This window comes from uncultured Amnibacterium sp., assembly GCF_964250715.1.
Lineage (GTDB): Bacteria > Actinomycetota > Actinomycetes > Actinomycetales > Microbacteriaceae > Amnibacterium.
Map to the genome: position 1 here is coordinate 431,718 of NZ_CAXUGX010000001.1, position 22,377 is coordinate 454,094.

At 70.6% G+C, this 22,377-nt stretch carries 22 protein-coding genes; 14 read left to right on the plus strand and 8 right to left on the minus strand.

Features of this window, described 5'->3' with window-relative positions; genetic code table 11:
* Positions 1-159 precede the first annotated feature (159 nt).
* From atpB to ACFE7H_RS02035, 9 genes are all read left to right on the plus strand, one after another.
* The gene (gene atpB / locus ACFE7H_RS01995; protein ID WP_375399514.1) at positions 160-957 is read left to right on the plus strand and encodes a F0F1 ATP synthase subunit A; all 798 of its coding nucleotides are present in this window, start codon (positions 160-162) and stop codon (positions 955-957) included.
* A gap of 41 nt (positions 958-998) precedes the next feature.
* Entirely contained in the window at positions 999-1,223 is a 225-nt protein-coding gene (gene atpE, locus ACFE7H_RS02000) for a F0F1 ATP synthase subunit C (RefSeq protein ID WP_375399515.1), read from the plus strand.
* A 46-nt stretch (positions 1,224-1,269) separates the two neighbouring features.
* Positions 1,270-1,809 carry a F0F1 ATP synthase subunit B gene (locus ACFE7H_RS02005; protein WP_375399516.1) on the plus strand — a complete coding sequence of 180 codons (540 nt, stop codon included), beginning with the start codon at positions 1,270-1,272 and terminating at the stop codon, positions 1,807-1,809.
* On the plus strand, positions 1,809-2,594 hold the full coding sequence (locus ACFE7H_RS02010; RefSeq protein ID WP_375399517.1) for a F0F1 ATP synthase subunit delta: 786 nt from the start codon (positions 1,809-1,811) through the stop codon (positions 2,592-2,594). The genes ACFE7H_RS02005 and ACFE7H_RS02010 overlap by 1 nt, the downstream gene beginning before the upstream one ends.
* 49 nt (positions 2,595-2,643) lie before the next feature.
* Entirely contained in the window at positions 2,644-4,278 is a 1,635-nt protein-coding gene (gene atpA / locus ACFE7H_RS02015; protein ID WP_375399518.1) for a F0F1 ATP synthase subunit alpha, read from the plus strand.
* 3 nt (positions 4,279-4,281) lie between these two features.
* Entirely contained in the window at positions 4,282-5,175 is an 894-nt protein-coding gene (locus tag ACFE7H_RS02020; protein ID WP_375399519.1) for a F0F1 ATP synthase subunit gamma, read from the plus strand.
* 97 nt (positions 5,176-5,272) lie between these two features.
* Positions 5,273-6,736 carry a F0F1 ATP synthase subunit beta gene (atpD, locus tag ACFE7H_RS02025; RefSeq protein WP_375399520.1) on the plus strand — a complete coding sequence of 488 codons (1,464 nt, stop codon included), beginning with the start codon at positions 5,273-5,275 and terminating at the stop codon, positions 6,734-6,736.
* 1 nt (position 6,737) lies between these two features.
* Complete coding sequence (locus tag ACFE7H_RS02030) at positions 6,738-7,001, plus strand: F0F1 ATP synthase subunit epsilon (protein ID WP_375399521.1); 264 nt, start codon at positions 6,738-6,740, stop codon at positions 6,999-7,001.
* A 163-nt stretch (positions 7,002-7,164) separates the two neighbouring features.
* Positions 7,165-7,899 (plus strand): YaaA family protein, encoded by a 735-nt coding sequence (locus ACFE7H_RS02035; protein ID WP_375399692.1) that lies wholly within the window; start codon positions 7,165-7,167, stop codon positions 7,897-7,899.
* Positions 7,900-7,998: 99 nt separating this feature from the next.
* Here ACFE7H_RS02035 and ACFE7H_RS02040 read toward each other — a convergent pair whose 3' ends face one another.
* The 4 genes from ACFE7H_RS02040 to ACFE7H_RS02055 form a co-directional block, all read right to left on the minus strand.
* A complete protein-coding gene (locus ACFE7H_RS02040; RefSeq protein WP_375399693.1) occupies positions 7,999-8,634 on the minus strand; it encodes a DNA-3-methyladenine glycosylase I in 636 nt (211 codons plus the stop codon).
* Between the two features lie 196 nt (positions 8,635-8,830).
* Entirely contained in the window at positions 8,831-9,391 is a 561-nt protein-coding gene (locus ACFE7H_RS02045) for a TspO/MBR family protein (RefSeq protein WP_375399522.1), read from the minus strand.
* Positions 9,392-9,504: 113 nt separating this feature from the next.
* Complete coding sequence (locus ACFE7H_RS02050; protein ID WP_375399523.1) at positions 9,505-10,923, minus strand: aspartate aminotransferase family protein; 1,419 nt, start codon at positions 10,921-10,923, stop codon at positions 9,505-9,507.
* Positions 10,924-10,948: 25 nt separating this feature from the next.
* The gene (locus ACFE7H_RS02055; RefSeq protein WP_375399524.1) at positions 10,949-11,440 is read right to left on the minus strand and encodes an Lrp/AsnC family transcriptional regulator; all 492 of its coding nucleotides are present in this window, start codon (positions 11,438-11,440) and stop codon (positions 10,949-10,951) included.
* A 135-nt stretch (positions 11,441-11,575) separates the two neighbouring features.
* Between ACFE7H_RS02055 and ACFE7H_RS02060 the strand changes: the two genes are divergently transcribed.
* A complete protein-coding gene (locus ACFE7H_RS02060) occupies positions 11,576-13,036 on the plus strand; it encodes a gamma-aminobutyraldehyde dehydrogenase (protein WP_375399525.1) in 1,461 nt (486 codons plus the stop codon).
* Between the two features lie 132 nt (positions 13,037-13,168).
* Here ACFE7H_RS02060 and ACFE7H_RS02065 read toward each other — a convergent pair whose 3' ends face one another.
* Both ACFE7H_RS02065 and ACFE7H_RS02070 read right to left on the minus strand, forming a co-directional pair.
* Positions 13,169-14,866 (minus strand): ABC1 kinase family protein, encoded by a 1,698-nt coding sequence (locus ACFE7H_RS02065; RefSeq protein WP_375399694.1) that lies wholly within the window; start codon positions 14,864-14,866, stop codon positions 13,169-13,171.
* Between the two features lie 80 nt (positions 14,867-14,946).
* Entirely contained in the window at positions 14,947-15,525 is a 579-nt protein-coding gene (locus ACFE7H_RS02070; RefSeq protein WP_375399526.1) for a PadR family transcriptional regulator, read from the minus strand.
* 220 nt (positions 15,526-15,745) lie between these two features.
* Between ACFE7H_RS02070 and ACFE7H_RS02075 the strand changes: the two genes are divergently transcribed.
* The 4 genes from ACFE7H_RS02075 to ACFE7H_RS02090 all read left to right on the plus strand — a co-directional run bounded on the left by ACFE7H_RS02075 (position 15,746) and on the right by ACFE7H_RS02090 (position 19,893).
* Entirely contained in the window at positions 15,746-16,534 is a 789-nt protein-coding gene (locus tag ACFE7H_RS02075) for a PP2C family protein-serine/threonine phosphatase (protein ID WP_375399527.1), read from the plus strand.
* A 115-nt stretch (positions 16,535-16,649) separates the two neighbouring features.
* On the plus strand, positions 16,650-19,304 hold the full coding sequence (locus ACFE7H_RS02080; RefSeq protein ID WP_375399528.1) for an FtsK/SpoIIIE domain-containing protein: 2,655 nt from the start codon (positions 16,650-16,652) through the stop codon (positions 19,302-19,304).
* Between the two features lie 74 nt (positions 19,305-19,378).
* Entirely contained in the window at positions 19,379-19,582 is a 204-nt protein-coding gene (locus tag ACFE7H_RS02085) for a hypothetical protein (protein WP_375399529.1), read from the plus strand.
* Entirely contained in the window at positions 19,579-19,893 is a 315-nt protein-coding gene (locus tag ACFE7H_RS02090) for an SDR family oxidoreductase (RefSeq protein ID WP_375399530.1), read from the plus strand. Before ACFE7H_RS02085 ends, ACFE7H_RS02090 begins: the two co-directional genes overlap by 4 nt.
* 33 nt (positions 19,894-19,926) lie before the next feature.
* On the opposite strand, the gene ACFE7H_RS02095 is transcribed toward ACFE7H_RS02090, so the two are convergent.
* Together ACFE7H_RS02095 and gabT are read right to left on the minus strand one after the other, a co-directional pair.
* A complete protein-coding gene (locus tag ACFE7H_RS02095; protein WP_375399531.1) occupies positions 19,927-20,901 on the minus strand; it encodes an asparaginase in 975 nt (324 codons plus the stop codon).
* Between the two features lie 30 nt (positions 20,902-20,931).
* The gene (gene gabT / locus ACFE7H_RS02100) at positions 20,932-22,374 is read right to left on the minus strand and encodes a 4-aminobutyrate--2-oxoglutarate transaminase (protein WP_375399532.1); all 1,443 of its coding nucleotides are present in this window, start codon (positions 22,372-22,374) and stop codon (positions 20,932-20,934) included.
* Between the last annotated feature and the right edge of the window lie 3 nt (positions 22,375-22,377).

The following is a 22,377-nucleotide window of genomic DNA, read 5'->3' on the forward strand; positions in this document are numbered from 1 at the left end:
GAGTGCGCCCAGTCGAGCGATAACCGATAGCCGTGGGACGGGTCCGGCGTCAAGCGCTGAAACGGCGTGCGCACCGGCTTGCTAGGGTGGGGACGACATCTGCCCGCCACCGTGCACCGCAGCACCTTCGGTTCGGAGACCGCCCTGAATTCCGCCCTCATGCCCTCGATATTCGCCGAATCCGGCGGATTCGAGCCGCCGAAGATCGACGACTTCTTCCCGGCGGCGTTGCTCTTCAAGGGCACTCCGTTCGAGTTGAACCGGATCATGCTGATCCGCCTGCTGGTCGTCGTGCTGCTGGTGCTGTGGCTCTGGCTCGGTACCCGGCGAATGAAGGTGATCCCGGGCCGCGGTCAGGTGCTGACGGAATTCCTGCTCGGCTTCGTCCGCAAGAACATCGCGATCGATACGCTCGGCGAGCGCGACGGCAAGCGATTCATGCCGGTGATCATGACGATGTTCTTCCTGGTGCTCGGCATGAACATCACGAGCATCATCCCGGGCCTGCAGATGGCCGGAACCGCGGTGATCGGCTTGCCGATCGTGCTCGCCCTCATCGCCTGGGTGCTGTTCATCTACGCCGGATTCCGCAAGTTGGGCTGGACCTACCTGAAGAACGCGCTGTTCCTGCCCGGCGTGCCGTGGTTCCTGTACTTTCTGCTCACGCCGCTCGAGATCCTCTCCACCTTCATCGTCCGGCCGATCACGCTGACGCTGCGGCTGCTCATGAACATGGTGTCCGGGCACCTGCTGCTCACCCTGGTCTTCTCCGCCACGCAGTTCTTCCTGTTCACGCTGCTCGCCAGCGGCAACCTGTTCGGGCTGATCGGCGTCGGTACGGTTGCATTCGGCATCGTGTACCTGGCGTTCGAGATCTTCATCGCGGCACTGCAGGCATACGTGTTCGCGTTCCTCACGGCGATCTACATCCAGCTCGCCGTCGCGGAAGAGCACTGACCGGCTGACGCCGGCCCATACCCCTCCTGAAAGGAACCACCATGCACATCGTCGGCTATCTCGCCGCTCTCGGCTTCGGCCTGGCCGCCATCGGCTCCGGTATCGGGGTGGGGGTGATCGTCGGCAAGACGATCGAGTCCGTCGCACGGCAGCCCGAACTGCAGGGCCGCCTCACCTCGCTGATGTTCCTCGGTATCGCACTGACCGAGGCGCTCTGCTTCATCGCCATCGCCATCGGCTTCATCCCGTTCCCCTCGCCGAGCTGATCAGTCACCCCGATCAGTTCCCGAGCCGATTCGAGAAGGAGTCGAAGTGCACAGCGCATCTCTGGCAGCGGGCGCGAGCCTGCTGGTCCCCGCGCCCGCCGACCTGTTGTGGGGCACGGTGTCGTTCGTCGTCATCCTGGTGCTCTTCATCCGGCTGGTGCTGCCTCGCCTGAACGCGTTGCTCGATGCGCGGAGCGCCGCCATCGAGGGGCGCATCGACGAGGCGAGCGCCACGCAGCGCGCCGCCGAAGAGGCCCTGGAGCGGTACAACGCCCAGCTCGCGGAGGCACGTGCGGAGGCGGGTCGCATCCGCGACCAGGCTCGTGAGGACGGCAAGCGCATTCTCGCCGAGCTCCGAGAGCAGGCGCAGGCCGAGGCCGCCCGCATCACCGCACAGGCCCAGGCGCAGATCCAGTCCGAACGCGACTCCGCACTGCAGTCCCTGCGGACGGAGGTCGGCTCACTCGCGCTCGATCTCGCCTCCGGGGTGATCGGGGAGCACCTGAACGACGACGCGAACGCTGCCGCGCTGGTGGATCGGTTCCTCGCCGACCTCGAAGCGGCGCCCGAGTCGACCGGCCGCTGATGGGTGCCTCCACCACGGCGTCGATCGCGCAGGCGCGGCGTGCGCTCGACGCTGTCGCGAAGCCCGACCGGGCGCTCGGCGACGAGCTGCTCTCCGGGGCCACCGCCATCGCCGGCTCGCACCAGCTGATGCAGACCGTGACCGACGTCGGCATCGACGCCGATGTGCGCGCCGGGCTGGTGCGGCGCGTGTTCAGCGCCACGTTCGGCAAAGGCGCCCTTGGCCTGCTCGCGGGGATGGCGGGGGCGCGCTGGTCGACCGGCGAGGATCTGGTCGGCGCCATCGAGGAGATCGCCTTCCGGGCCTACGCCCGCACCGCCAGCGGCACGGCGATCGAGTCCGAGCTGTTCGCCGTGCAGCGCGCGATCGCCAGCGACTCACGCCTGGAACTGGCCCTCAGTAACACCGCGTCACCGCTGTCCGCTCGCCTCGGCGCCGTGGACCGCCTCGTCGTCAACGCGACCCCCGAGACGCAGGGGATCGTGCGCCATGTCGTCAGCTTTCCGCGCGGCCGCCGCATCGTCGAAGGCCTCGAGCGGGCCGAGCGCATCGTCGCCGACGCCAAGGGCGGTCTGGTCGCGACCGTGCAGGTCGCGCGTCCGCTCGGTATCAAGCAGCTGCAGCGCCTGGAGAGCGGGCTGCAGAGCCGGTACGGGCGTACCGTGGTACTCGACCAGGTCGTCGATCCGACCGTGGTCGGGGGCGTGCGTATCGCCATCGGCAACGACGTGATCGACGGCACCGTCCGCTCCCGACTGGACGGGCTCCGGGTGCAGCTCGCCTAGCTGCGCCACCGACGACCTCCCCGCTGTACATGCCTCAGAAGGAATGAAGATGACCGACCTCTCGATCAGCCCCGACGACATCCGCGCAGCGCTGCAGGAGTTCGCCGACGCCTACGACCCGGGCGCCGCCTCGACCACCGAGGTCGGTACCGTCATCGACGGCGCAGACGGCATCGCGCACGTCGAGGGACTGCCGAACGTGATGGCGAACGAGTTGGTCCGGTTCGCCGACGGCACGCTCGGCCTGGCGCAGAACCTCGACGAGAACGAGATCGGCGTCATCGTGCTCGGCGAGTTCTCCGGCATCGAAGAGGGCGCGGAGGTCACCCGTACCGGCGAGGTGCTCTCGGTGCCGGTCGGCGACGCCTACCTCGGCCGGGTCGTGGACCCGCTCGGCCAGCCGATCGACGGCCGCGGGCCGGTCGAGACCACCGAGCGCCGCGCGCTCGAGGTGCAGGCGCCCGGGGTCATGTTCCGCAAGAGCGTGCACGAGCCCCTGCAGACCGGGATCAAGGCGATCGACGCCATGATCCCCATCGGGCGCGGCCAGCGTCAGCTGATCATCGGCGACCGGCAGACCGGCAAGACGGCGATCGCCATCGACGCGATCATCAACCAGAAGGCCAACTGGGACTCCGGCGACCCGGTCAAGCAGGTGCGCTGCATCTATGTGGCGATCGGGCAGAAGGGTTCCACCATCGCCGCGGTTCGCGGATCGCTCGAAGACGCCGGCGCGATGGAGTACACGACCATCGTCGCGGCGCCCGCCTCCGACCCGGCCGGCTTCAAGTACCTCGCCCCGTACACCGGCAGCGCCATCGGCCAGCACTGGATGTACGACGGCAAGCACGTGCTGATCATCTTCGACGACCTGTCCAAGCAGGCCGAGGCCTACCGCGCAGTCTCGCTGCTGCTGCGCCGGCCGCCGGGGCGCGAGGCCTACCCGGGCGACGTCTTCTACCTGCACTCCCGGCTGCTGGAGCGCTGCGCCAAGCTGTCCGACGACCTCGGCGCCGGGTCGATGACCGGGCTGCCGATCATCGAGACCAAGGCGAACGACGTCTCCGCCTACATCCCGACCAACGTGATCTCCATCACCGACGGGCAGATCTTCCTGCAGTCCGACCTGTTCAACGCCAACCAGCGGCCCGCGGTCGACGTCGGCATCTCGGTGTCGCGCGTCGGCGGCGACGCCCAGGTGAAGAGCATCAAGAAGGTGTCCGGCACCCTGAAGCTCGACCTGGCGCAGTACCGGTCCCTGCAGGCGTTCTCGATGTTCGCCTCCGACCTCGACGCCACCAGCCGGCGCCAACTGGCGCGCGGCGCGCGGCTCACCGAGCTGTTGCGCCAGCCGCAGTACTCGCCGTACCCGGTCGAGGACCAGGTGGTGTCCATCTGGGCCGGGACGAACGGCAAGCTCGACGAGGTGCCGGTGGTCGACGTGCTGCGGTTCGAGAGCGAGCTGCTCGACTACCTGAAGCACAACGGCGACATCCTCACCACCCTGCGCGAGACGAACGTGCTGGACGACGACACGATCGCGGCGCTCGACGCCGCGGTCGAGCAGTTCAAGCAGCAGTTCCAGACCGGCGAGGGCAAGCCGCTCGACTCCGTCGGCAAGGAGTCGAGCGAGGCCGCCGACCGTGAGGACGTGCAGCAGGCCCAGATCCAGAGACGGCGGTAGGCGATGCCCGCTCAGGTCCGTGAATACCGCGCACGCATCCGGTCGGCACAGACGACCAAGAAGATCACCCGCGCGATGGAGTTGATCTCCGCCTCGCGGATCGCCAAGGCGCAGCAGAAGGTCGCCGCGAGCCTGCCGTACTCCCGGGCGATCACCCGCGCGGTGTCGGCGGTCGCCACCTACACGGACATCGACCACATCCTGACCACCGAGCGCGAGAACCCGACCAGGGCCGCCGTGATCGTGCTCACCTCCGACCGGGGACTGGCCGGCGCCTTCAACACGAACGCGCTGAAGAAGAGCGAGGAGCTGGCCGAGCTGCTGCGCAGCGAGGGCAAGGAGGTCGTCTACTTCCTGGTGGGACGCAAGTCGGTCGGCTACTTCCGGTTCCGGCGGCGCGACTTCGTGCGGGACTGGGTCGGCGGGACCGACGCGCCCGACCCGGAGACCGCGCACGAGATCGCGGACGCCGTCGTCGAACAGTTCGTGCGGCCCACCGATGAGGGCGGCGTGGACGAGATCCATCTCGTCTACAACCGCTTCGTCTCGATGCTCGTGCAGGCCCCCGAGATGCTGCGCTTGCTGCCGCTCGAGATCGTCGAGGGTGTCGAGCCGCCGGCCGACAGCGAGGTCCCGGCGCTCTACGAGTTCGAGCCCGAGGGCACCGCGGTGCTCGACGCGCTCCTCCCGACCTACATCGAGTCGCGCATCTACTCGGCGATGCTCGAGTCGGCGGCCAGCAAGCATGCCGCCACCCAGCGCGCGATGAAGTCTGCCAGCGACAACGCCGACACCCTCATCCGCGACTACACGCGGCTCGCGAACAACGCGCGCCAGCAGGAGATCACCCAGCAGATCTCCGAGATCGTCGGCGGCGCCGACGCGCTCGCCAGCTGAGGGCCGCTCCGCCGGACCGTTCAGCGCACGATCAACCAAGCAGTATCCGATCAGCCCAGCAGTACCGATCAGCCCGAGCAGTGGAGAAGCGCACACGATGAGCTCAGCAACAGCAGTCCGAGTCCAGCAGGAGAACACCGAGGCTCCGACGGGCCGCGTCGCGCGGGTGACCGGTCCGGTCGTCGACATCGAGTTCCCGCACGAGTCGATCCCCGAGGTCTACAACGCGCTGAAGACCACGATCCGCATCGGCGACGACGAGAGCGAATTGACGCTGGAGGTCGCCCAGCACCTGGGCGACGACCTGGTGCGCGCGATCGCCCTGAAGCCGACCGACGGACTGGTCCGCGGTCAGCAGGTGCGCGACACCGGCGCGCCCATCTCGGTCCCCGTCGGCGATGTCACCAAGGGGCACGTCTTCAACGTGATCGGCGAGGTGCTCAACCAGAAGCCCGACGAGGTCATCGAGATCACCGAGCGCTGGCCGATCCACCGCAAGCCGCCGGCGTTCGACCAGTTGGAGAGCCGCACGCAGCTCTTCGAGACCGGCATCAAGGTCATCGACCTGCTGACCCCCTACGTGCAGGGCGGCAAGATCGGGCTGTTCGGTGGTGCCGGCGTCGGCAAGACCGTGTTGATCCAGGAGATGATCTACCGCGTCGCGGCCAACCACGGCGGTGTCTCCGTGTTCGCCGGGGTGGGCGAGCGCACCCGTGAGGGCAACGACCTGATCGGCGAGATGGAGGAGGCGGGCGTCTTCGACAAGACGGCGCTCGTGTTCGGTCAGATGGACGAGCCGCCGGGCACGCGCCTCCGGGTCGCCCTGTCGGCGCTGACGATGGCGGAGTACTTCCGCGACGTGCAGAACCAGGACGTGCTGCTCTTCATCGACAACATCTTCCGATTCACCCAGGCCGGCTCCGAGGTGTCCACCCTGCTCGGGCGCATGCCGTCGGCGGTCGGCTACCAGCCGAACCTCGCCGACGAGATGGGCACGCTGCAGGAGCGCATCACCTCCACGCGCGGCCACTCGATCACCTCACTGCAGGCCATCTACGTGCCCGCCGACGACTACACCGACCCGGCGCCCGCGACGACGTTCGCGCACCTGGACGCGACGACGGAGCTGTCCCGCGAGATCGCCTCCCGCGGCCTGTACCCGGCGGTCGATCCGCTGACCTCGACCAGCCGCATCCTCGACCCCCGCTACCTGGGCGAGGACCACTACCGGGTCGCGACGAACGTCAAGTCGATCCTGCAGAAGAACAAGGAACTGCAGGAGATCATCGCCATCCTCGGTGTAGACGAGCTGTCCGAAGAGGACAAGATCACCGTCAACCGGGCCCGGCGCATCCAGCAGTTCCTCTCCCAGAACACGTACATGGCGACGAAGTTCACGAGCGTCCCCGGGTCGACCGTGCCGCTGAAGGACACCATCGAGTCCTTCGACGCGATCACCAAGGGCGACTTCGACGACGTCGCCGAGCAGGCGTTCTTCAACGTCGGCAGCATCTCGGACGTGGAAGAGAAGTGGTCGACGATTCAGAAGGAGAACGGCTGACATGGCGACGCTGCAGGTCGTCGTCGTCTCCGCCGAGGAGCAGGTGTGGGCCGGCGAGGCGCAGATGGTCGTCGCTCGCACCGCCGTCGGCGAGATCGGCCTGCTGGCCGGCCACCAGCCGCTGCTCGCGATCCTCGCCGCCGGCGAGGTACGGGTGACCGCGGTCGACGGCGGGCGCATCGTCGCCAACGCGGAGGACGGCTTCATCTCCATGGAGAACGACACGGTGACGATCGCGGCCCGCTCCGCGCACCTCGTCCACTGACGCCGCGTCCACTGACGCCTCGTCCACTGACGCCGCGTCCCCATCCGGCTCGAGACCCAGCACTGCAGCAGGACCAGGTCCCGACAGCAGGCTGCTGGTCGACCCACGACCTGCTGTCGGGACCCTGTCCTGCTGACGTGCTGACCGGGAAGCGACCGTGCTGATGCTGCTGCCGCCGTCGGAGACGAAGGCCGAGGGCGGCGAGGGGCGATTCGCGGCACGAGCGCTGTCGTATCCGGCCCTGATCCGGCCGCGCGCGATCGTGCTCGACGTCCTGGTCGAACTCGCCCGCGATCCCGCGGCGGCTGCGGCGGTCCTGCATCTGGGGCCGAAGGGTGCGCCGCTCGCCGAACGGAATCGGTCCCTCCGACGCGCGCCGGTGCGGCCGTCCATCGAGCGCTACACCGGAGTGGTCTACGACGGCCTGGACATCGCCACGCTGAGCCCGGCCGGGCGGGCCTGGGTCGACGACCACGTCGCGATCGGATCCGCCCTGTTCGGTCTCGTCCGATCGGCGGATCCGATCCCCGCGTACCGGCTCTCCGCGAGCGTCACGCTGCCCGGCCTGCCGCTGCGCGCGCACTGGGCGCCGGCCGTCTCCCGGGTGCTGCAGCGCACGGGGGAGTGGGTCCTCGACGCCCGCTCCGCGGCATACGCGGCACTCGGCCCCGCGCCGGCGGGCTCCGCGACCCTCGCCGTCGAGTCCGAGGGCGCCGACGGCCGGCGGACCGCACTGAACCACTGGAACAAGCTGCACAAGGGCCGGCTGGTCCGGGCCCTTGCGGAGTCGGCGGCGCAGGTCTCCTCGCGCGACGACCTGCTCGCCTGGGCCGCGTCGACGGGCGTGCGCCTGGAGCCGCGAGGAGCGACGGACGTGACGCTGGTCATCCCGGCCTGACCCTGGTCACTCCCGGACTCCACGATTCCACGACTCCGTCGCCCGTCGACCCGTACACCCGCCGACTGCTGGCGGCGATCCCCGTCGCGGACGGGCTGGTCACCTGCCCGCGGAGTGACGGAAGCAGCCGGTCAGGTGGTCGTCGATCAGGCCGCCGGACTGCATCAGCGCGTACATGGTGACCGGGCCGACGAAGCGCAGACCCACGTCCTTCAACGCCGCGGCCAGGTCGGCCGATACCGCGGTCTGCGCCGGCACCTCGGCCGGCTCGTGCGCGGGGACGTGTTCCTCGCGGGCGGCTGCGGCGAACGACCACACCAGCCGGTCGAGCGCGCCGTCGCCCTCCCGGTCGAGCAGTGCCGCCAGCGCCCGCGCGTTCGCCAGCATGGTGATGATCTTCAGCCGATTGCGGATGATGCCCGGATCCGCGACCAGGCGCTCCACGTCCTCGTCCCCGTAGCCGGCGAGCACGCGCGGGTCGAATCCCGCGAACGCGGAGCGGAACCCCTCGCGCTTGCGCAGCACGACGAGCCACGACAGACCGGACTGGAAGCCCTCCAGGCTCAACTTCTCGAACAGCGCGGCATCGCCGTGCAGCGGCACGCCCCACTCGGCGTCGTGGTACGCGGTGAGCTGCGAATCGTGACGCACCCAGCCGCAGCGGGCCAGACCGTCGTCGCCGTGCACGAGCGGGGGAGGCGGTGGGGGAGCGGATGGGGATTCGGGAGGAGTCATCAGGACTGCCAGGGGCGGCGGCTTGGGCAACATGCCCGGCACGGTAGGGCCGGGCGGGACCCGAGGGTGGGCCCGATCCGCCGAGCGGGTGCGAGTGCGGCGCGAACGCCCCCTGTGGAGGAGCGGGTGGGGGTGGAGGAGCGGGTAGGGGTGGAGGGGGTGGAGGGGGTGGAGGAGTGGATGGAGGAGGGGACGATCAGAGGATCGTGTAGAGCGCCGCGTCGCCCCAGTTGAGGGTGGAGGCGAAGAGAATCCACCCGAGGTAGGGCACGAGCAGCAGCGCGGCGGGCCTGGACAGCGGCCAGAAGCCGGCGATGGTCGCCGTGACGGCCAGGTCGAGCAGCAGGATGATCGCGAGGCCTATCCACAGGGCGCTCAGCCCCAAAAAGGCGAAGCCCCCGAAGAAGACCGGCGCCCACAGGGAGTTCAGCACCAGCTGCAGCACATAGGCGGCCAGGGCCGGTCCGACGATCCGGGAGCGGCGCTGCCGCCACACCAGCCAGCCGGACACGCCGATCATCGCGTACAGCACCGTCCAGACCACGCCGAACGTCCAGTTGGGCGGCGTCCACGGCACATGCGGGGAGTGGGCGTACCAGCCGTCGACGCTGGTGATCGTCGTGATCGTGCCGAGTGCTGCGACCGCGAAGGCGATCCCGACGAACACGACGAGCATCCCGAACTCGCGCCACGGGTCCGCCGCCGATCCACGGCCCGCTCGCCGACGCCGCGATGGTGCGGTGAGCGTTGTGGTCAAGGAGCCTCCGGTCGGCGGATCTGAAGACGACCTGACTGTATCGAGTTCAGAGCGGCTTCGCGGTTGCTTCTGGCTGGGATGCCGAGCGGTTCCGGTGTCGGTCGCGGCCACGCTCAGAGCCGGGCCCAGGCTTCGGTCAGGACGCTGCGCAGAATCCCCTCGATCTCGTCGAACTCGGGCTCGCCGATCGTCAGCGGAGGCGCCAGTTGGATCACGGGGTCGCCCCGGTCGTCCGCGCGGCAGTACAGCCCCGCCTCGAACAGTGCGCCGGAGAGGAACCCGCGCAGCAGCCGCTCCGACTCGGCGTCGGTGAACGTCTCCTTCGTCGCCTTGTCCTTGACCAGCTCGATGCCGAAGAAGTAGCCGTCACCACGCACGTCGCCGACGATCGGCAGGTCCGTCAACCGCTCGAGCGCCGCGCGGAACAGCGGCGACTTGGTGCGCACGCGCTCGTTCAGGCCCTCCTCCGTAAAGATGTCGAGGTTCTCCAGCGCGACCGCCGCGGAGACGGGGTGCCCGGCGAAGGTGTAGCCGTGCGGGAAGTAGTCGGTGCCGTGGCGGAACGGCTCGTAGATGCGATCCGAGATCACCGTCGCGCCGATGGGGGAGTAGCCCGACGTCATCGCCTTGGCGCAGGTGATCATGTCGGGCACGTACCCGTACGTGTCGCAGGCGAACGTGTTGCCGACCCGGCCGAACGCGCAGATCACCTCGTCCGAGACCAGCAGCACGTCGTGGCGGTCGCAGATCTCGCGCACCCGCTGGAAGTAGCCGGGGGGCGGAGGGAAGCAGCCGCCGGAGTTCTGCACCGGCTCCAGGAACACCGCGGCGACCGTGTCGGGCCCCTCGAACAGGATCTGCTCCTCGATGCGGTCCGCCGCCCAACGGCCGAACGCTTCCAGGTCGTCGGCGGGTCCGCCCGCCTCCGCCGCCCGGTAGAAGTTCGTGTTCGGCACCCGGAAGCCGCCGGGCGTGACCGGCTCGAACATCTGCTTCATGCCGGGGATGCCCGTGATCGCCAGCGCCCCCTGCGGAGTGCCGTGATAGGCGACCGCGCGCGAGATCACCTTCGTCTTCATGGGCTTGCCGGTCATCTTGAAGAAGTGCTTGGCCAGCTTGAAGGCGGTCTCGACCGCCTCGCCACCGCCGGTGGAGAAGAACACGCGGTTCAGGTCGCCGGGAGCGGCGAGTGCCAGCCGCTCGGCCAGTTCGATCGCGCTCGGGTGGGCGTACGACCAGATCGGGAAGAAGGCCAGCTCCTCCGCCTGCTTGGCCGCCGCCTGCGCCAGACGGCGCCGCCCATGGCCCGCGTTGACCACGAAGAGCCCCGACAGTCCGTCGAAGTAGCGCTTGCCGTGGGAGTCCCAGATGTGATGGCCTTCACCCTTGACGATGATCGGCACCCCGTCGCGTTCCAGCACCGACTGGCGGGTGAAGTGCATCCACAGGTGGTCCGCCGCCTTCTTCGTCAGCGCCGCGGTGCGGTCGTCGGCCGGACCGGAGTCGGGGACGAGCTGCTCGGTGAGGGTCATGGTCTCTCCCTAACGGGCGCGCACGTCAGCGCACGCCCCAGTTGTACTGCTGCTTGCGGAGCTTCAGGTAGACGAACGTCTCCGTGGAGGCGACGCCCGGGATCCCGCGGATACGGGTGTTCAGCAGGTCGAGCAGGTCGTCGTCGTTCTCGCAGATCACCTCGGCCAGCACGTCGAACGTGCCGGCCGTCAGTACGACGTAGTCGACCTCGTCCAGCCCGGCGAGCACGTCAGCGACCTCGCGGGTGTCACCGGCGACCCGGATGCCGAGCATCGCCTGCCGGGTGAAGCCGAGTTGCATCGGGTCGGTCACCGCGACGATCTGCATCACGCCCGACTCGGTGAGCTTCTGCACCCGCTGCCGCACCGCCGCCTCGCTGAGACCGACGGTCTTGCCGATGTCCGCATAGGAGCGTCGGCCGTCGGCCTGCAACTCGGTCACGATCGCCTTCGACACGGCGTCGAGTTGCAGCGGCCGCGTGCGGGACTCGGTACCCGGTGCTGACCGATCGACCATGTCGACAGTCTCCCAGGTGGCGAGGGCCTGCGGCAACCGATCTCGCGGTGAACACCGCCTGTTCGCTTCGGATTCAGTCGTCGGTCGCCCTGTCGAGTCGGTCGCCTGTCCGGGCTGTGGACTACCCTGACGGCCATGACGACGACTGCACCGATGGAGTCGCGGCCCGGCGCCGTGCATCTCGGCAACTTCATCGACGGCGAGCAGGTCGAGCCGGCCGCGTCGACGCTCGACCTGATCTCGCCGGTCGACGAGCAGGTCTACGGCACCTCGGCCGACTCCTCGCCCGAGGAGGTGGACGCCGCCTTCCGCGCGGCCGCGACCGCGTTCACGACGTGGGGCGAGACCACCCCGTCCGAACGGCAGCTGGCGCTCTTCCGCATCGCCGATGCGATGGAGGCGCGGGCGGACGAGTTCGCCGCGCTGGAGTCGCTGGACACCGGTAAGCCGCTCGGCAGCCTCGTCGCCGACGAGATCCTGGTCTCGGTCGATCAGATCCGGTTCTTCGCCGGGGCGGCCCGCGTACTCGATGGCCGCGCCGCCGGCGAGTACCTGGCGGAGCACACCTCCTTCATCCGGCGGGAGCCGATCGGAGTCATCGGGCAGGTGACGCCCTGGAACTATCCGTTGAACATGGCGACCTGGAAGTTCGCGCCGGCACTCGCCGCGGGGAACACGGTCGTGCTGAAGCCGAGCGAGACCACACCGTCGTCCACGCTGCTGCTGGCCGAGGTCGCCGCCGAGTTCCTGCCGCCGGGCGTGCTGAACGTGATCACCGGCGGCCGCGAGACCGGCGCCCGCATGGTGGAGCATCCGATCCCGGCGATGATCTCCATCACCGGGTCGGTGCGTGCGGGCATGGCGGTGGCGAACGCGGCGTCCAGCGACCTGAAGCGGGTGCACCTGGAGCTCGGCGGCAAGGCGCCGGTGATCGTCTACGACGACGCGGACATCGAACTGGCGGTGGCCGGCATCGTCACGGCCGGCTACTTCAACGCCGGTCAGGACTGCACGGCCGCCACTCGGCTGCTGGTGCAGGACGGCATCCACGACGAGTTCGTCGCGGCGCTCGCCGAGTACGCCAAGGCGAACGCGCTCACCGGCCGGCCGGACGAGGACGTGCTGTTCGGTCCGGTGAACAACAGCGACCAGTTCGCGCGCATCGGCGGGTTCCTCGATCGGCTGCCGGACCACGCGACGGTCGAGACCGGCGGACACCGACACGGCGACTCCGGCTACTTCTACGACGCCACCATCGTGTCCGGTCTGCGGCAGGACGACGAGGCGGTGCAGACCGAGATCTTCGGCCCGGTGCAGACGGTGCAGCGCTTCTCGGACGAGGAGCAGGCCCTGTCGTGGGCCAACGATGTGCAGTACGGGCTCTCGTCGTCGGTCTGGACCAAGGACCACGGCCGGGCCATGCGCGCCGCGAAGCGACTGGACTTCGGCTGCGTCTGGATCAACACCCACATCCCGCTGGTCGCCGAGATGCCGCACGGCGGGTTCAAGCACTCCGGGTACGGCAAGGACCTCTCGATGTACGGCTTCGAGGACTACACCCGCATCAAGCATGTGATGTCGTACATCGGCGGCTGAGTCCCAGCGCCGAAGGGATGGGCAGCGGAGGGATGGGCACAGTCACCGACGTGGGTCTGCTCAGATCCGGGACACCTGTCCGCGCCAGCGCCTGGACGGGTGTCGCCTTCCGGACAGAACGAAGCGGGCGGATCAGCGTCGGCGGCGGCCGCCGATCATGCCGGCGAGCACCGCGTGCAGCAGGGGCAGTGCGGAGGCGGCCATCAGCAGGCCGCCCGTCGGCGGATCCGTGGGGCGCAGGAGCACTCCGCCGATGAGCAGGCCGAAGAAGAGGACCGCCGAGACCATCCGACCGACGGCGCGTTCCAGCTGACCGATCTGCCGATCGAGTCGCGGCGTCTCGACCGCGATTTCGCCGTTCTCGAGCCGCCCGGCGAGATCGTCGAGTCGGCGTGGCAGACGCGCGGCGATCGCGACGGTCGACGCCGCCTCGCGGGCGAAGGAACCGATCACGCCGCCCCGCTCGTCGCGGAGCAACCCCTCCGCGTACGGCTCCACCGCGTTCCAGATGTTGAACTCCGGATCGAGCGTGCTGCAGAGGCCGGAGATCAACGAGACCGCGCGGATGACGAGCAGGAAGTTCTCCGGCAGCTGGAACGGCAGCACCCGGATGGTCTCGCCGAACTCGTCGGCGAACGCCCGCAGCTCACGCGGGTCGACCTCCTGCAGGGCGGTGAAGGCGACCCCGCCGAACCGCGCGAACAGCGCCGACATCGTGCGCTCCAGCTCGCGGGTGTCGGCCGACGGGAGCAGCACGCCCAGCTCGCGCATGCTCGCGACGAGCCGGCGACCGTCCCGGGAGGCCACCGCGATCAGGAACCGCTGCAGATTGCGACGGAGGCTGTCGGGGATCTCGCCCATCATGCCGAAGTCCACGAAGGTCAGCACCCAGGGTCGGCCGTCGTCGGAACCGATGGTGGTGTCCCGGAGGCCGTCCGGGGCGCCTTGGGCCAGGTCGTTCGACACCGGCGTGACGAAGATGTTGCCCGGATGCGCGTCGCCGTGGAAGAAGCCGTCGACGAACAGCTGATCGAACATGACGTTCGCGAACTCCGCCGCGACCTCGGACGGGTCGATTCCGGCCTCGCGCAGCGCAGCGAGGTCGTTGATCTTGATCGCGCTCACGTCCTGCAGGGTCAGCACCCGCCGGGTGGTGCGTTCCCACGCGATGCCGGGGACGCGCACCCGGGCGTCGTCCTCGAACTGCCGGGCGAACCGCTCCGCGCTACCCGCCTCGTGCAGGTAGTCGACCTCTTCCAGGCTGGTCCGGGCGAACTCCTCCGCGAGCGCCGGCAGGTCGACGCGGCGAGACACGAGCTTCACCCGGTTCAACCGGCGGGCCACCTGCCGCAGAGCCGCGAGGTCGATGTCGACGATCCGATCGATCCCGGGACGTTGGATCTTCACGACGAGGTCGGTGAAGCCGGTGTCGTTCGCCGCCTGCGGTGCCAGGCGTGCGCGATGCGCCTGGCCCAGCGACGCCGCGGCCAGGGGTGTCGCGTCGAAGCTCGCGTACGCCCGCTCCAGCGGCATGCCCAGCTCGCGCTCGGCGAGCGCGCGGATCTCGGCGAAGTCCTCCGGGCGCACCGAGTCCTGCAGTCCCTCCAACTCCCGGGTGACCTCGGGCGGCAGCACGTCGAGCCGCGAGGACAGGAACTGGCCCACCTTGATCATCAGGCCGCCGAGTTCGGTCGCGAGGCCGTAGAAGTTGCGGGACATGCGCTGCCACCGGCGCGTGCGCCCGCGGGCGCCGAGGGCGGTCAGGCCGAGCCGCGGGAGCAGGAGCTCGAACCACCAGTTCTCGACCATGTACCGCGTCGCGAACCGCATGATTCGGCGGTACCGGGCCCGTCCACGCCGGTCGACGGTCACCGAACGGGCTCGCTGCAGCTGCCGCTGCGCCACGGCGGTCAGTGTCGGGCCAGGATCGAGTGGATGTTTCGGCGGGCCTCGTCGAGCACGGCGGCCGTGTCGGCGACCTGCTGCGCGGTGCCGCTCTGCGCCACGAGCGCCACCGCCTGCGCGAGCTGTGCGCCGGAGCGGGCGATCGCTCCGCGGCGCTCGGGCATGCGGCCCGCGACCTCGGACGGGGCGCGATTCTGCGCTGCCTGGGCCGCGACGCGACCGGACGCTGTGAGGGTGTAGATCTTCTTGCCGTCCTCCTCGGCTGCGGTGGCGAGTCCTTCGTCGGCGAGCAGCTGCAGCGTCGGGTAGACCGCGCCGGCGCTCGGCCGGACCCCATCCGCGACCTGTGCGCCGCGGCCGCGTTCCTCGAGCGTGCGGACGATCTGGTAGCCGTTCATCGGCTGCTCGGCCAGGACCGTCAGCACCGCCGCACGAACGTCGCCCCGCTCGGGGCGGGCGCCGCCGGGCTGCTCGGCGGGATTGCGCAGCAGATCGATCGCCTGCCGGACACGGGACAGGCCCTGTGCGACGCCGGGCAGCGGCCGGGGTGCGACGGGACTACTGCTTGTGGACGACCTGGTCATGACCCGCTCTCGTGATTCGCTGCGCGCGACGCGCGAGGACGTCTCGACGATACCTCGCACGTATTACCGACCTGCGTGTGTCCCGTGTCTGGACATGGAGGGAGCGGGCAGGGTGGGATCGGGCAGGGAGGCAGTCTCTCCCGGCCGTCCCAGCACCCGGCGGGTACGCTCCTGATCGAGACGCGCCGGTGCCCGCCCGCGCGGAAGGGCCCCGGGACACGTGACGGAGATCGGTCGCAGCGTGCCGCGCCGGCGGGTGGAGTTGCCGGGCGCCGGAGCGGTCGTGCTCGCGTGGGGCACGGCGACCGACATCGGGCGACGTCGAGCGGTGAACGAGGACAGCTTCATCGCGGAGCCGCCCGTGTTCGCCGTCGCGGACGGCATGGGCGGCCACTCCGCCGGCGACCGCGCCAGCAAGGCGGTCGTCGAGCGTCTGGCGAGCGCGCTGACCGATCCGACGGTGACGACCGGGCAGATCGGAATCGCCCTCGCGCAGGCATCGCGGGACATCGGGACGATCGCGGAGGTGAGCGCGCTCGGCGCCGGCACGACCGTGACCGGTGTGGCGCTCGCCCGGAACGGATCGTCGGCGTGCTTCGCGGCGTTCAACGTGGGGGACTCCCGGCTCTACCGGTTCGAGGACGACCGGCTCACCCAGGTCTCCGTGGACCACTCGGTGGTGCAGGAGCTGGTCGACGCGGGCGCACTGCAGCCCGACGAGGCCGCCCACCACCCGGACAGCAATGTGATCACCCGCGCGATCGGCTTCAACGAGCCGCCGGATCCGGACTTCTGGCTGCTGCCGATCTATCCCGGGATGCGGCTGCTCGCCTGCTCGGACGGACTGACCAAAGAGGTCTCCGACCGGGCGATCGAGGACGTGCTGGCCGCCGGCGCCCCCGCCCGCACCACCGCCCTCGCGCTGGTGGAGGCGGCCCTGTCCGGCGGCGGGCGCGACAACGTGACCGTGGTCGTCGTGGACGTCATCGAGGTGGAGCCCGCCTCCTGACCCGCGGGTGTCAGTTCACCTGTCGCCTCCTCCACAGGCCAGGAGCGACGCGCAGTTTTCGGTGCGGAGGCGGCCGGACCGTCCGCGCGGGATCTCGCCTCTGCACACTGCCGCCGTGACCGATCCGCTCACCCTGCCGGTGCGACCCGCAGCGGCCGACCCGCCCCCGTTTCCCCTGCTCGCCGCGGTCGCTCCGTTGCTCGTCGCCGGAGCGCTGTTCGCGGCGACCCGGGCGCCGGAGGTGCTGCTGTTCGCCGTGTTCAGTCCGGTCCTCGCGGTCGCCGGAGTCGTCGACGGCCGGCTGGGTGCACGCCGTCGACTGCGCCGCGAGCAGCAGCGACACCGCGTCGCCCTCGAGGCGCTGCAGCGGGAGCTCGCCGTGCGGATCGCCACCCGCGCCACCGCGGTCCGGCGCCGGCAGCCCTCCTCCGCCGTACTCGCGGTCGAGCCGGCCACCTGGCGGGCGCGGCCTCCGACCGGCTCCGTGGTGATCGGGACGGGGGATGAGCCGATTGAGCCGCTGCTGCGAGGAACCGCGGCCGACGCGATCGAAGCGGCGCTGATCACTGAATCCGCACTGCTGCCCGACGTGCCGGTGACGGTGCCTGCGGACACCACGCTCGCGGTCGTGGGACCGCCGCAGCTGACCGCGCCCGCCGCTCGGGCGATCTCGGTGCAGCGTGCGCGAGGAGGGGGACGGCTCGAGCTGCCGGCCGTCGCCGCGGGTCCCGACGGTCAGGACGCGGACGTGGTCCTGGCGCTCGAGTCCTGCACCACGGCTCGAATCGTCCACGCGGTGGGGCCGCACGCACACCTGAGCGGACGCGTGCTGACCCCGTGCTTCGTCACCGCCGTCGCGCACGAGCAGGTGCGGGCGGCGCTCAGCGGCGCCGCACCCACCACCCTGGCCGACGTGATGACGGTCGGCGAGGGCGGACCGGGCCTCGCCGCACGGTTCGTCGTGGACGGTACCGACCCGGTCGAGGTGGACCTGGTGCGGGACGGTCCCCACGCCGTGGTCGGGGGCACCACCGGCAGCGGCAAGAGCGGGCTGCTGACGGCGTGGGTGCTGGCGCTCGCAACGTCGCATCCAGCATCGCGCCTGCAGTTGCTGCTGGTCGACTGCAAGGGCGGCGCCGCCTTCGACGCAGTGCGCGATCTGCCGCAGGTCGCCGGCGTCGTCACCGACCTCGATCCGGCCGGCGCCCTGCGCGCGATCGCGGGACTCACCGCCGAACTGGTGCGTCGGGAGCGGGCCCTGCGCGCCGCCGCCGTCCCCGATGTCGCGGCAACCGACCTACCCCGCCTCGTGATCGTCGTCGACGAGTTCCGCACTTTGCTGGAGCGGGCGCCCCAGCTGGCCGACGTCTTCGTCGACATCGGTGCGCGCGGCCGGTCCCTCGGCGTGCACCTGCTCCTCTGCACGCAGCGGCCGACCGGGCTCGGCTCGGAGCTGCTGGCGAACTGCGGGCTTCGGATCGCGCTGCGCATGCAGGACGGAGCCGACAGCGTCGCGCTCATCGGGACCCCTGCTGCGGCGTCGCTCCCGCGCAATCCGGGAGCGGCGCTGATCGCAATCCCGGGGGAGCGGCCCCGCCGAGTGCAGGTGGCGGATGTGAGCGACGGGGCGGTCGCGGTGGCCGTGGCACGCGTGCGTGAACGGGCACCGGCCGGCCCGCTGCCGCCCCGACCGTGGCTGGACCCGCTGCCGGCGGTGCTGCCGCTCGAGCAGCTGCTGGCCGACCACGCCGCGGAATCCGGATCGCCGACCGGATCGAGTGGTGACATCGTGCTCGGCCGGCTGGATCTACCCGCCGAGCAGCGCCAGCCGGTGCTCACCTGGAACCCGGTGGTGCATCCGCGACTGCTGGTGCTGGGCGAGTCCGGTTCGGGCCGCAGCACCGTCCTCGCCGTGATCGCCGCGCAGTCCGGTGCCGTGCTGCTGTCCCGCGATCCGGCCAGCGCATGGGACCAGGTGCACGACGACCACGTGCCGCTGCTGATCGACGGGCTTGAGCGACTGCTCGACGTGCTCGGCCCCACAACGGCCGCCGCGCTGCTGGACCGGCTCATCGTGCGACTGCGTCGACCGGACGCCGAGCCGACCGTACTCGCGCTGCACGGTCCCTCGGCCTGGGCAGGAGCACCGTTGCGCCCGCTGCTCGGGCTGGTCGACCGAACGCTGCTGCTGCGGCTCGGTGGGGACGATCACCTCGCGATCACCGGCGACCGGCGCACGGCCGGCGAGACGCTGCCGCCCGGGGGCGGCTGGTGGTCGGGCGCCCGAGTGCAGGTCGCCCTGCCCACGACCTCGCCGGCCGAGACGCGGGCCGTCGTCGCCGCGCCGCTCGAGGCCTGCGATGTGCTGGTGGTCTCGGCTGCACCGCGACGTCGCGCCGAGCAGTTGCGGCTCGCCGGGTTCCGGGTGATCGGCGCCGGGGAGCTGGATCCGCTCGCAGCGCCGATCGGAGCGCCTCGCGGCACTCCTGCCGACCCGGACGACCGCCCCTCCGCGATTGTGGGCGGGGTCGATGATTGGCAGGCCCGGTGGTCGGCGCTCACCCGACTGCGCGCCACTGGCACGCTGCTGACCGACGGGCTCAGCCCCGCCGAGTTCCGGGTCGTCACCGGTCGAGCGCAGGTCCCACCGCCGGTCTCGCACCCCGCCGACGTCCTGCTCGTCCCGCAGGAGGGCCCGGTCGTGCGCCGGCGCCTGCAGGGCTGCGGCCACGACCGGCCGATCGACGATGCACGCGGCGGATTACTGTGACCTCGAATCGATGAACAGAAAGAGCTTGCGATGAGGACCGGGCCGACTCCTCCGACTGTGAACGCCGACCCGCGATGAGGGTGGCGATGATCGGCGGCACGGGACTGGCCGACTGGGCAGTCGTCCGATCGCTCGGTCGGCATGGTCACGAGGCCGTGGCCGTCTCGCGCAGCTCGGGCGTCGACGTGCTGACCGGCGACGGCCTGGCAGCGGCGCTCGCTGACGTCGATACGGTGATCGACCTCGGAACAGGGCCGCCGCCGAGACGGCCGCGATGATCGGGTTCCTCGTCACCTCGTCCGCGAACATCCTTGCCGCGGAGCAGCAGGCGGGCGTGGGTCACCACGTGCTGCTGTCGATCATCGGCGTCGACCGCACCCGCGACTACCCGCACTTCACGGGCAGGTTGGCGCAGGAGACCACGGTCGAACACGGCGGCATCCCCGGCACGATCGTTCGCGCGACGGAGTGCTTCGAGTTCGCGGAAAGCACCGTGCAGTGGGGAACCGAGGGCGACTTCTCGGACGTGCCGCCGCTGCTCATGCAACCGGTCGCGGTCGACGACGTCGCCCACAGGGCGGGGTCGTAGCGCGGGGGTCGGAGGGCGCCGTCCGAGCTCGGGTCAGATCAGCGGATGGAGCGCACCGACGGTTCGGCCACCGCCCAACACTCGGAAGTGAGCGGAGTCGAGGAGTGACGCCGCCGAGTCGGGGTCGACAGCACCGGCGCGGGCCAGCAGGGTCGCAGCGATGACGGCGCCGGGGCGTCGTCCGCCGTCCAGCGCCTTCACCGCCACGGCGGTCCCGTCCTGCGCGACCGCCGTGAATACGCCCTCCGCGCCCGGCTTGGCTGCGACACCCAGCGCGGCGATCATCGCGCTCGTGGCCGTACCGGGGCCTTCGACCAGCTCGGGGTGGGCGCGCATGGCCACGAGCAGATCGGGCTCCTGGGTGGCGAGTGCCTGCAGACCGCGGGCCAGGGCGACGAGCGGCAGCGCCCAGACGGGCCCGCCGCAGCCGTCGACGCCCTGATGCTGCGGCCGGACGCCGCAATACTCCGTCAGCACCGCGGTGGCAGCGGCATGGATCGGGTGGTCGGGCGCCAGGTAGCTGCCGGTGGGCCAGCCGCTCGCGACACTGCCGGCCAGCATGCCGGCGTGGTTACCGGAGCAGTTCATCGTGATCGGGCCCGCCGATCCGCCGCGCGCGGCCAGGTCCCGAGCCGCCCGCGCGTCACTCGGCCACGCCGCCGGAGTCTGCAGGGCCGACTCACCCAGTCGCGCGGCGGCGAGCACGCCGAGCACGGCGGCGACGTGCTCGGGCCGGCCGGTGTGACTCGCGCTCACGATGGCCAGATCCGCAGGGGTCAGACGGGCGCCCGCACGCAGGGCCGCGACGGTCTGGAACGGCTTCAGGGCCGAGCGCGGATAGATCGGCGCATCGGCGTTCCCATACGCCGTCACGGTGCCGTCGCGATCGACCACCACGGCGAACCCGGTGTGCACCGACTCGGTGAACCCGCTGCGGGTGACGGCGACGAGCGGGATCGCTCCTGCGGCGGGCGTCCCCATCGAGAATGCGGCCCCCGCCGGGATCACGGTCCTACCGACAGCACAGCGGCTGCCGGGTCACGCCAGCGACTGCAGCGCCTCGCGCAGGACGCCGAGCGCATCGTGCACCTGCTCGTCCGTGATGGCGAGGCTGGGCAGGAACCGCAGCACGTTGCCATAGGTGCCGGCCGTCAGGATCAGCACGCCGTGCTGCGCCGCGAACGCGGAGATCGCGGTGACCGCGCTCGGGTCCGGCGTCTTGACCGTGCCGGCCGTGCCCGACCGCACGAGCTCGATCGCGATCATCGCGCCGATGCCGCGTACCTCGCCGATCACGTCGAAGTCTCGTTGCAGCGCCAGCAGGCCGTCGCGCAGCAGCTCGCCGATCTGCGTGCCGCGGGCCAGCAGTCCCTGCTGCTCGATCTGCTCGATCACCGCGACGGCCGCCGCCGCCGCCACGGGATTGCCGCCGAACGTGCCGCCGAGGCCGCCGGGCTGAGCCGCGTCCATGATCGGCGCGCGGCCGGTGACGCCTGCGAGCGGCAGGCCGCCGGCGATCCCCTTGGCGAAGAACACGAGGTCGGGCTCGAAGCCGAAGTGCGAGCTGGCGAACCAGGCGCCGGTGCGCGCCATGCCGCTCTGGATCTCGTCCGCCGCGATCACCACGCCGTTCGCGTTCGCCCAGCGCTGCAGCGCCGGCAGATACCCGGGCGCCGGTACCTGGAAGCCGCCCTCGCCCTGGATGGGCTCCACCACCAGGATCGCCAGATCCTCGGCGCCGACATGCTTCTCCAGGTATGCGATGGTGCGCGCGGCGGCGTCCTCGCCCGACAGGCCGTCGCGGAACGGGTAGGAGGAGGGCGCGTGGTAGACGTCGCCGGCGAACGGCCCGAATCCGGTGGCGTAGGGCATCGCCTTGAAGTTCATCGCCATCGTCAGGTTGGTGCGGCCGTGATAGCCGTGTTCGAGCACGGCGACGGCGCGCCGGCGGGTGAAGCGCCGGGCGATCTTGACCCCGTTCTCCACCGCCTCGGCCCCGGAGTTGACCAGCACCGTCTTCTTGGGGAAGTCGCCCGGGGTGCGCTCCGCGACCAGCTCGGCGACCCGCACGTACGACTCGTACGGCGTGATCGTGAACAGGGTGTGCAGGAAGTCGCCCAGCTGAGCCCGGGCCGCATCCACGACCGCGTCGTTCGTGTGGCCGATCGTGGTCACGCCGATTCCGGCGCCCAGGTCGAGGAACCGGTTGCCGTCCACGTCTTCCACGACGGCGCCGTGCGCGCGGGCGATGTACACCGGCAGCATCGAACTGACGCCGACGGGAACGGCCGCGAGGCGCCGCTCGTGGATGGCGAGCGACTTGGGACCCGGGACCGCGGTGACGATGCGGCGCTCCGGCCCGATCGACTCCGCTGACGAGGTGCTCGCTGACGGGGTGCTCGCGGAGGCGGTGGCAGCAGAGGCGGTGCTCGCGGAGGGGCTCTCGTCCGTCACGGTCGGGTTCGGGAGCGTGTCCGTCATGGA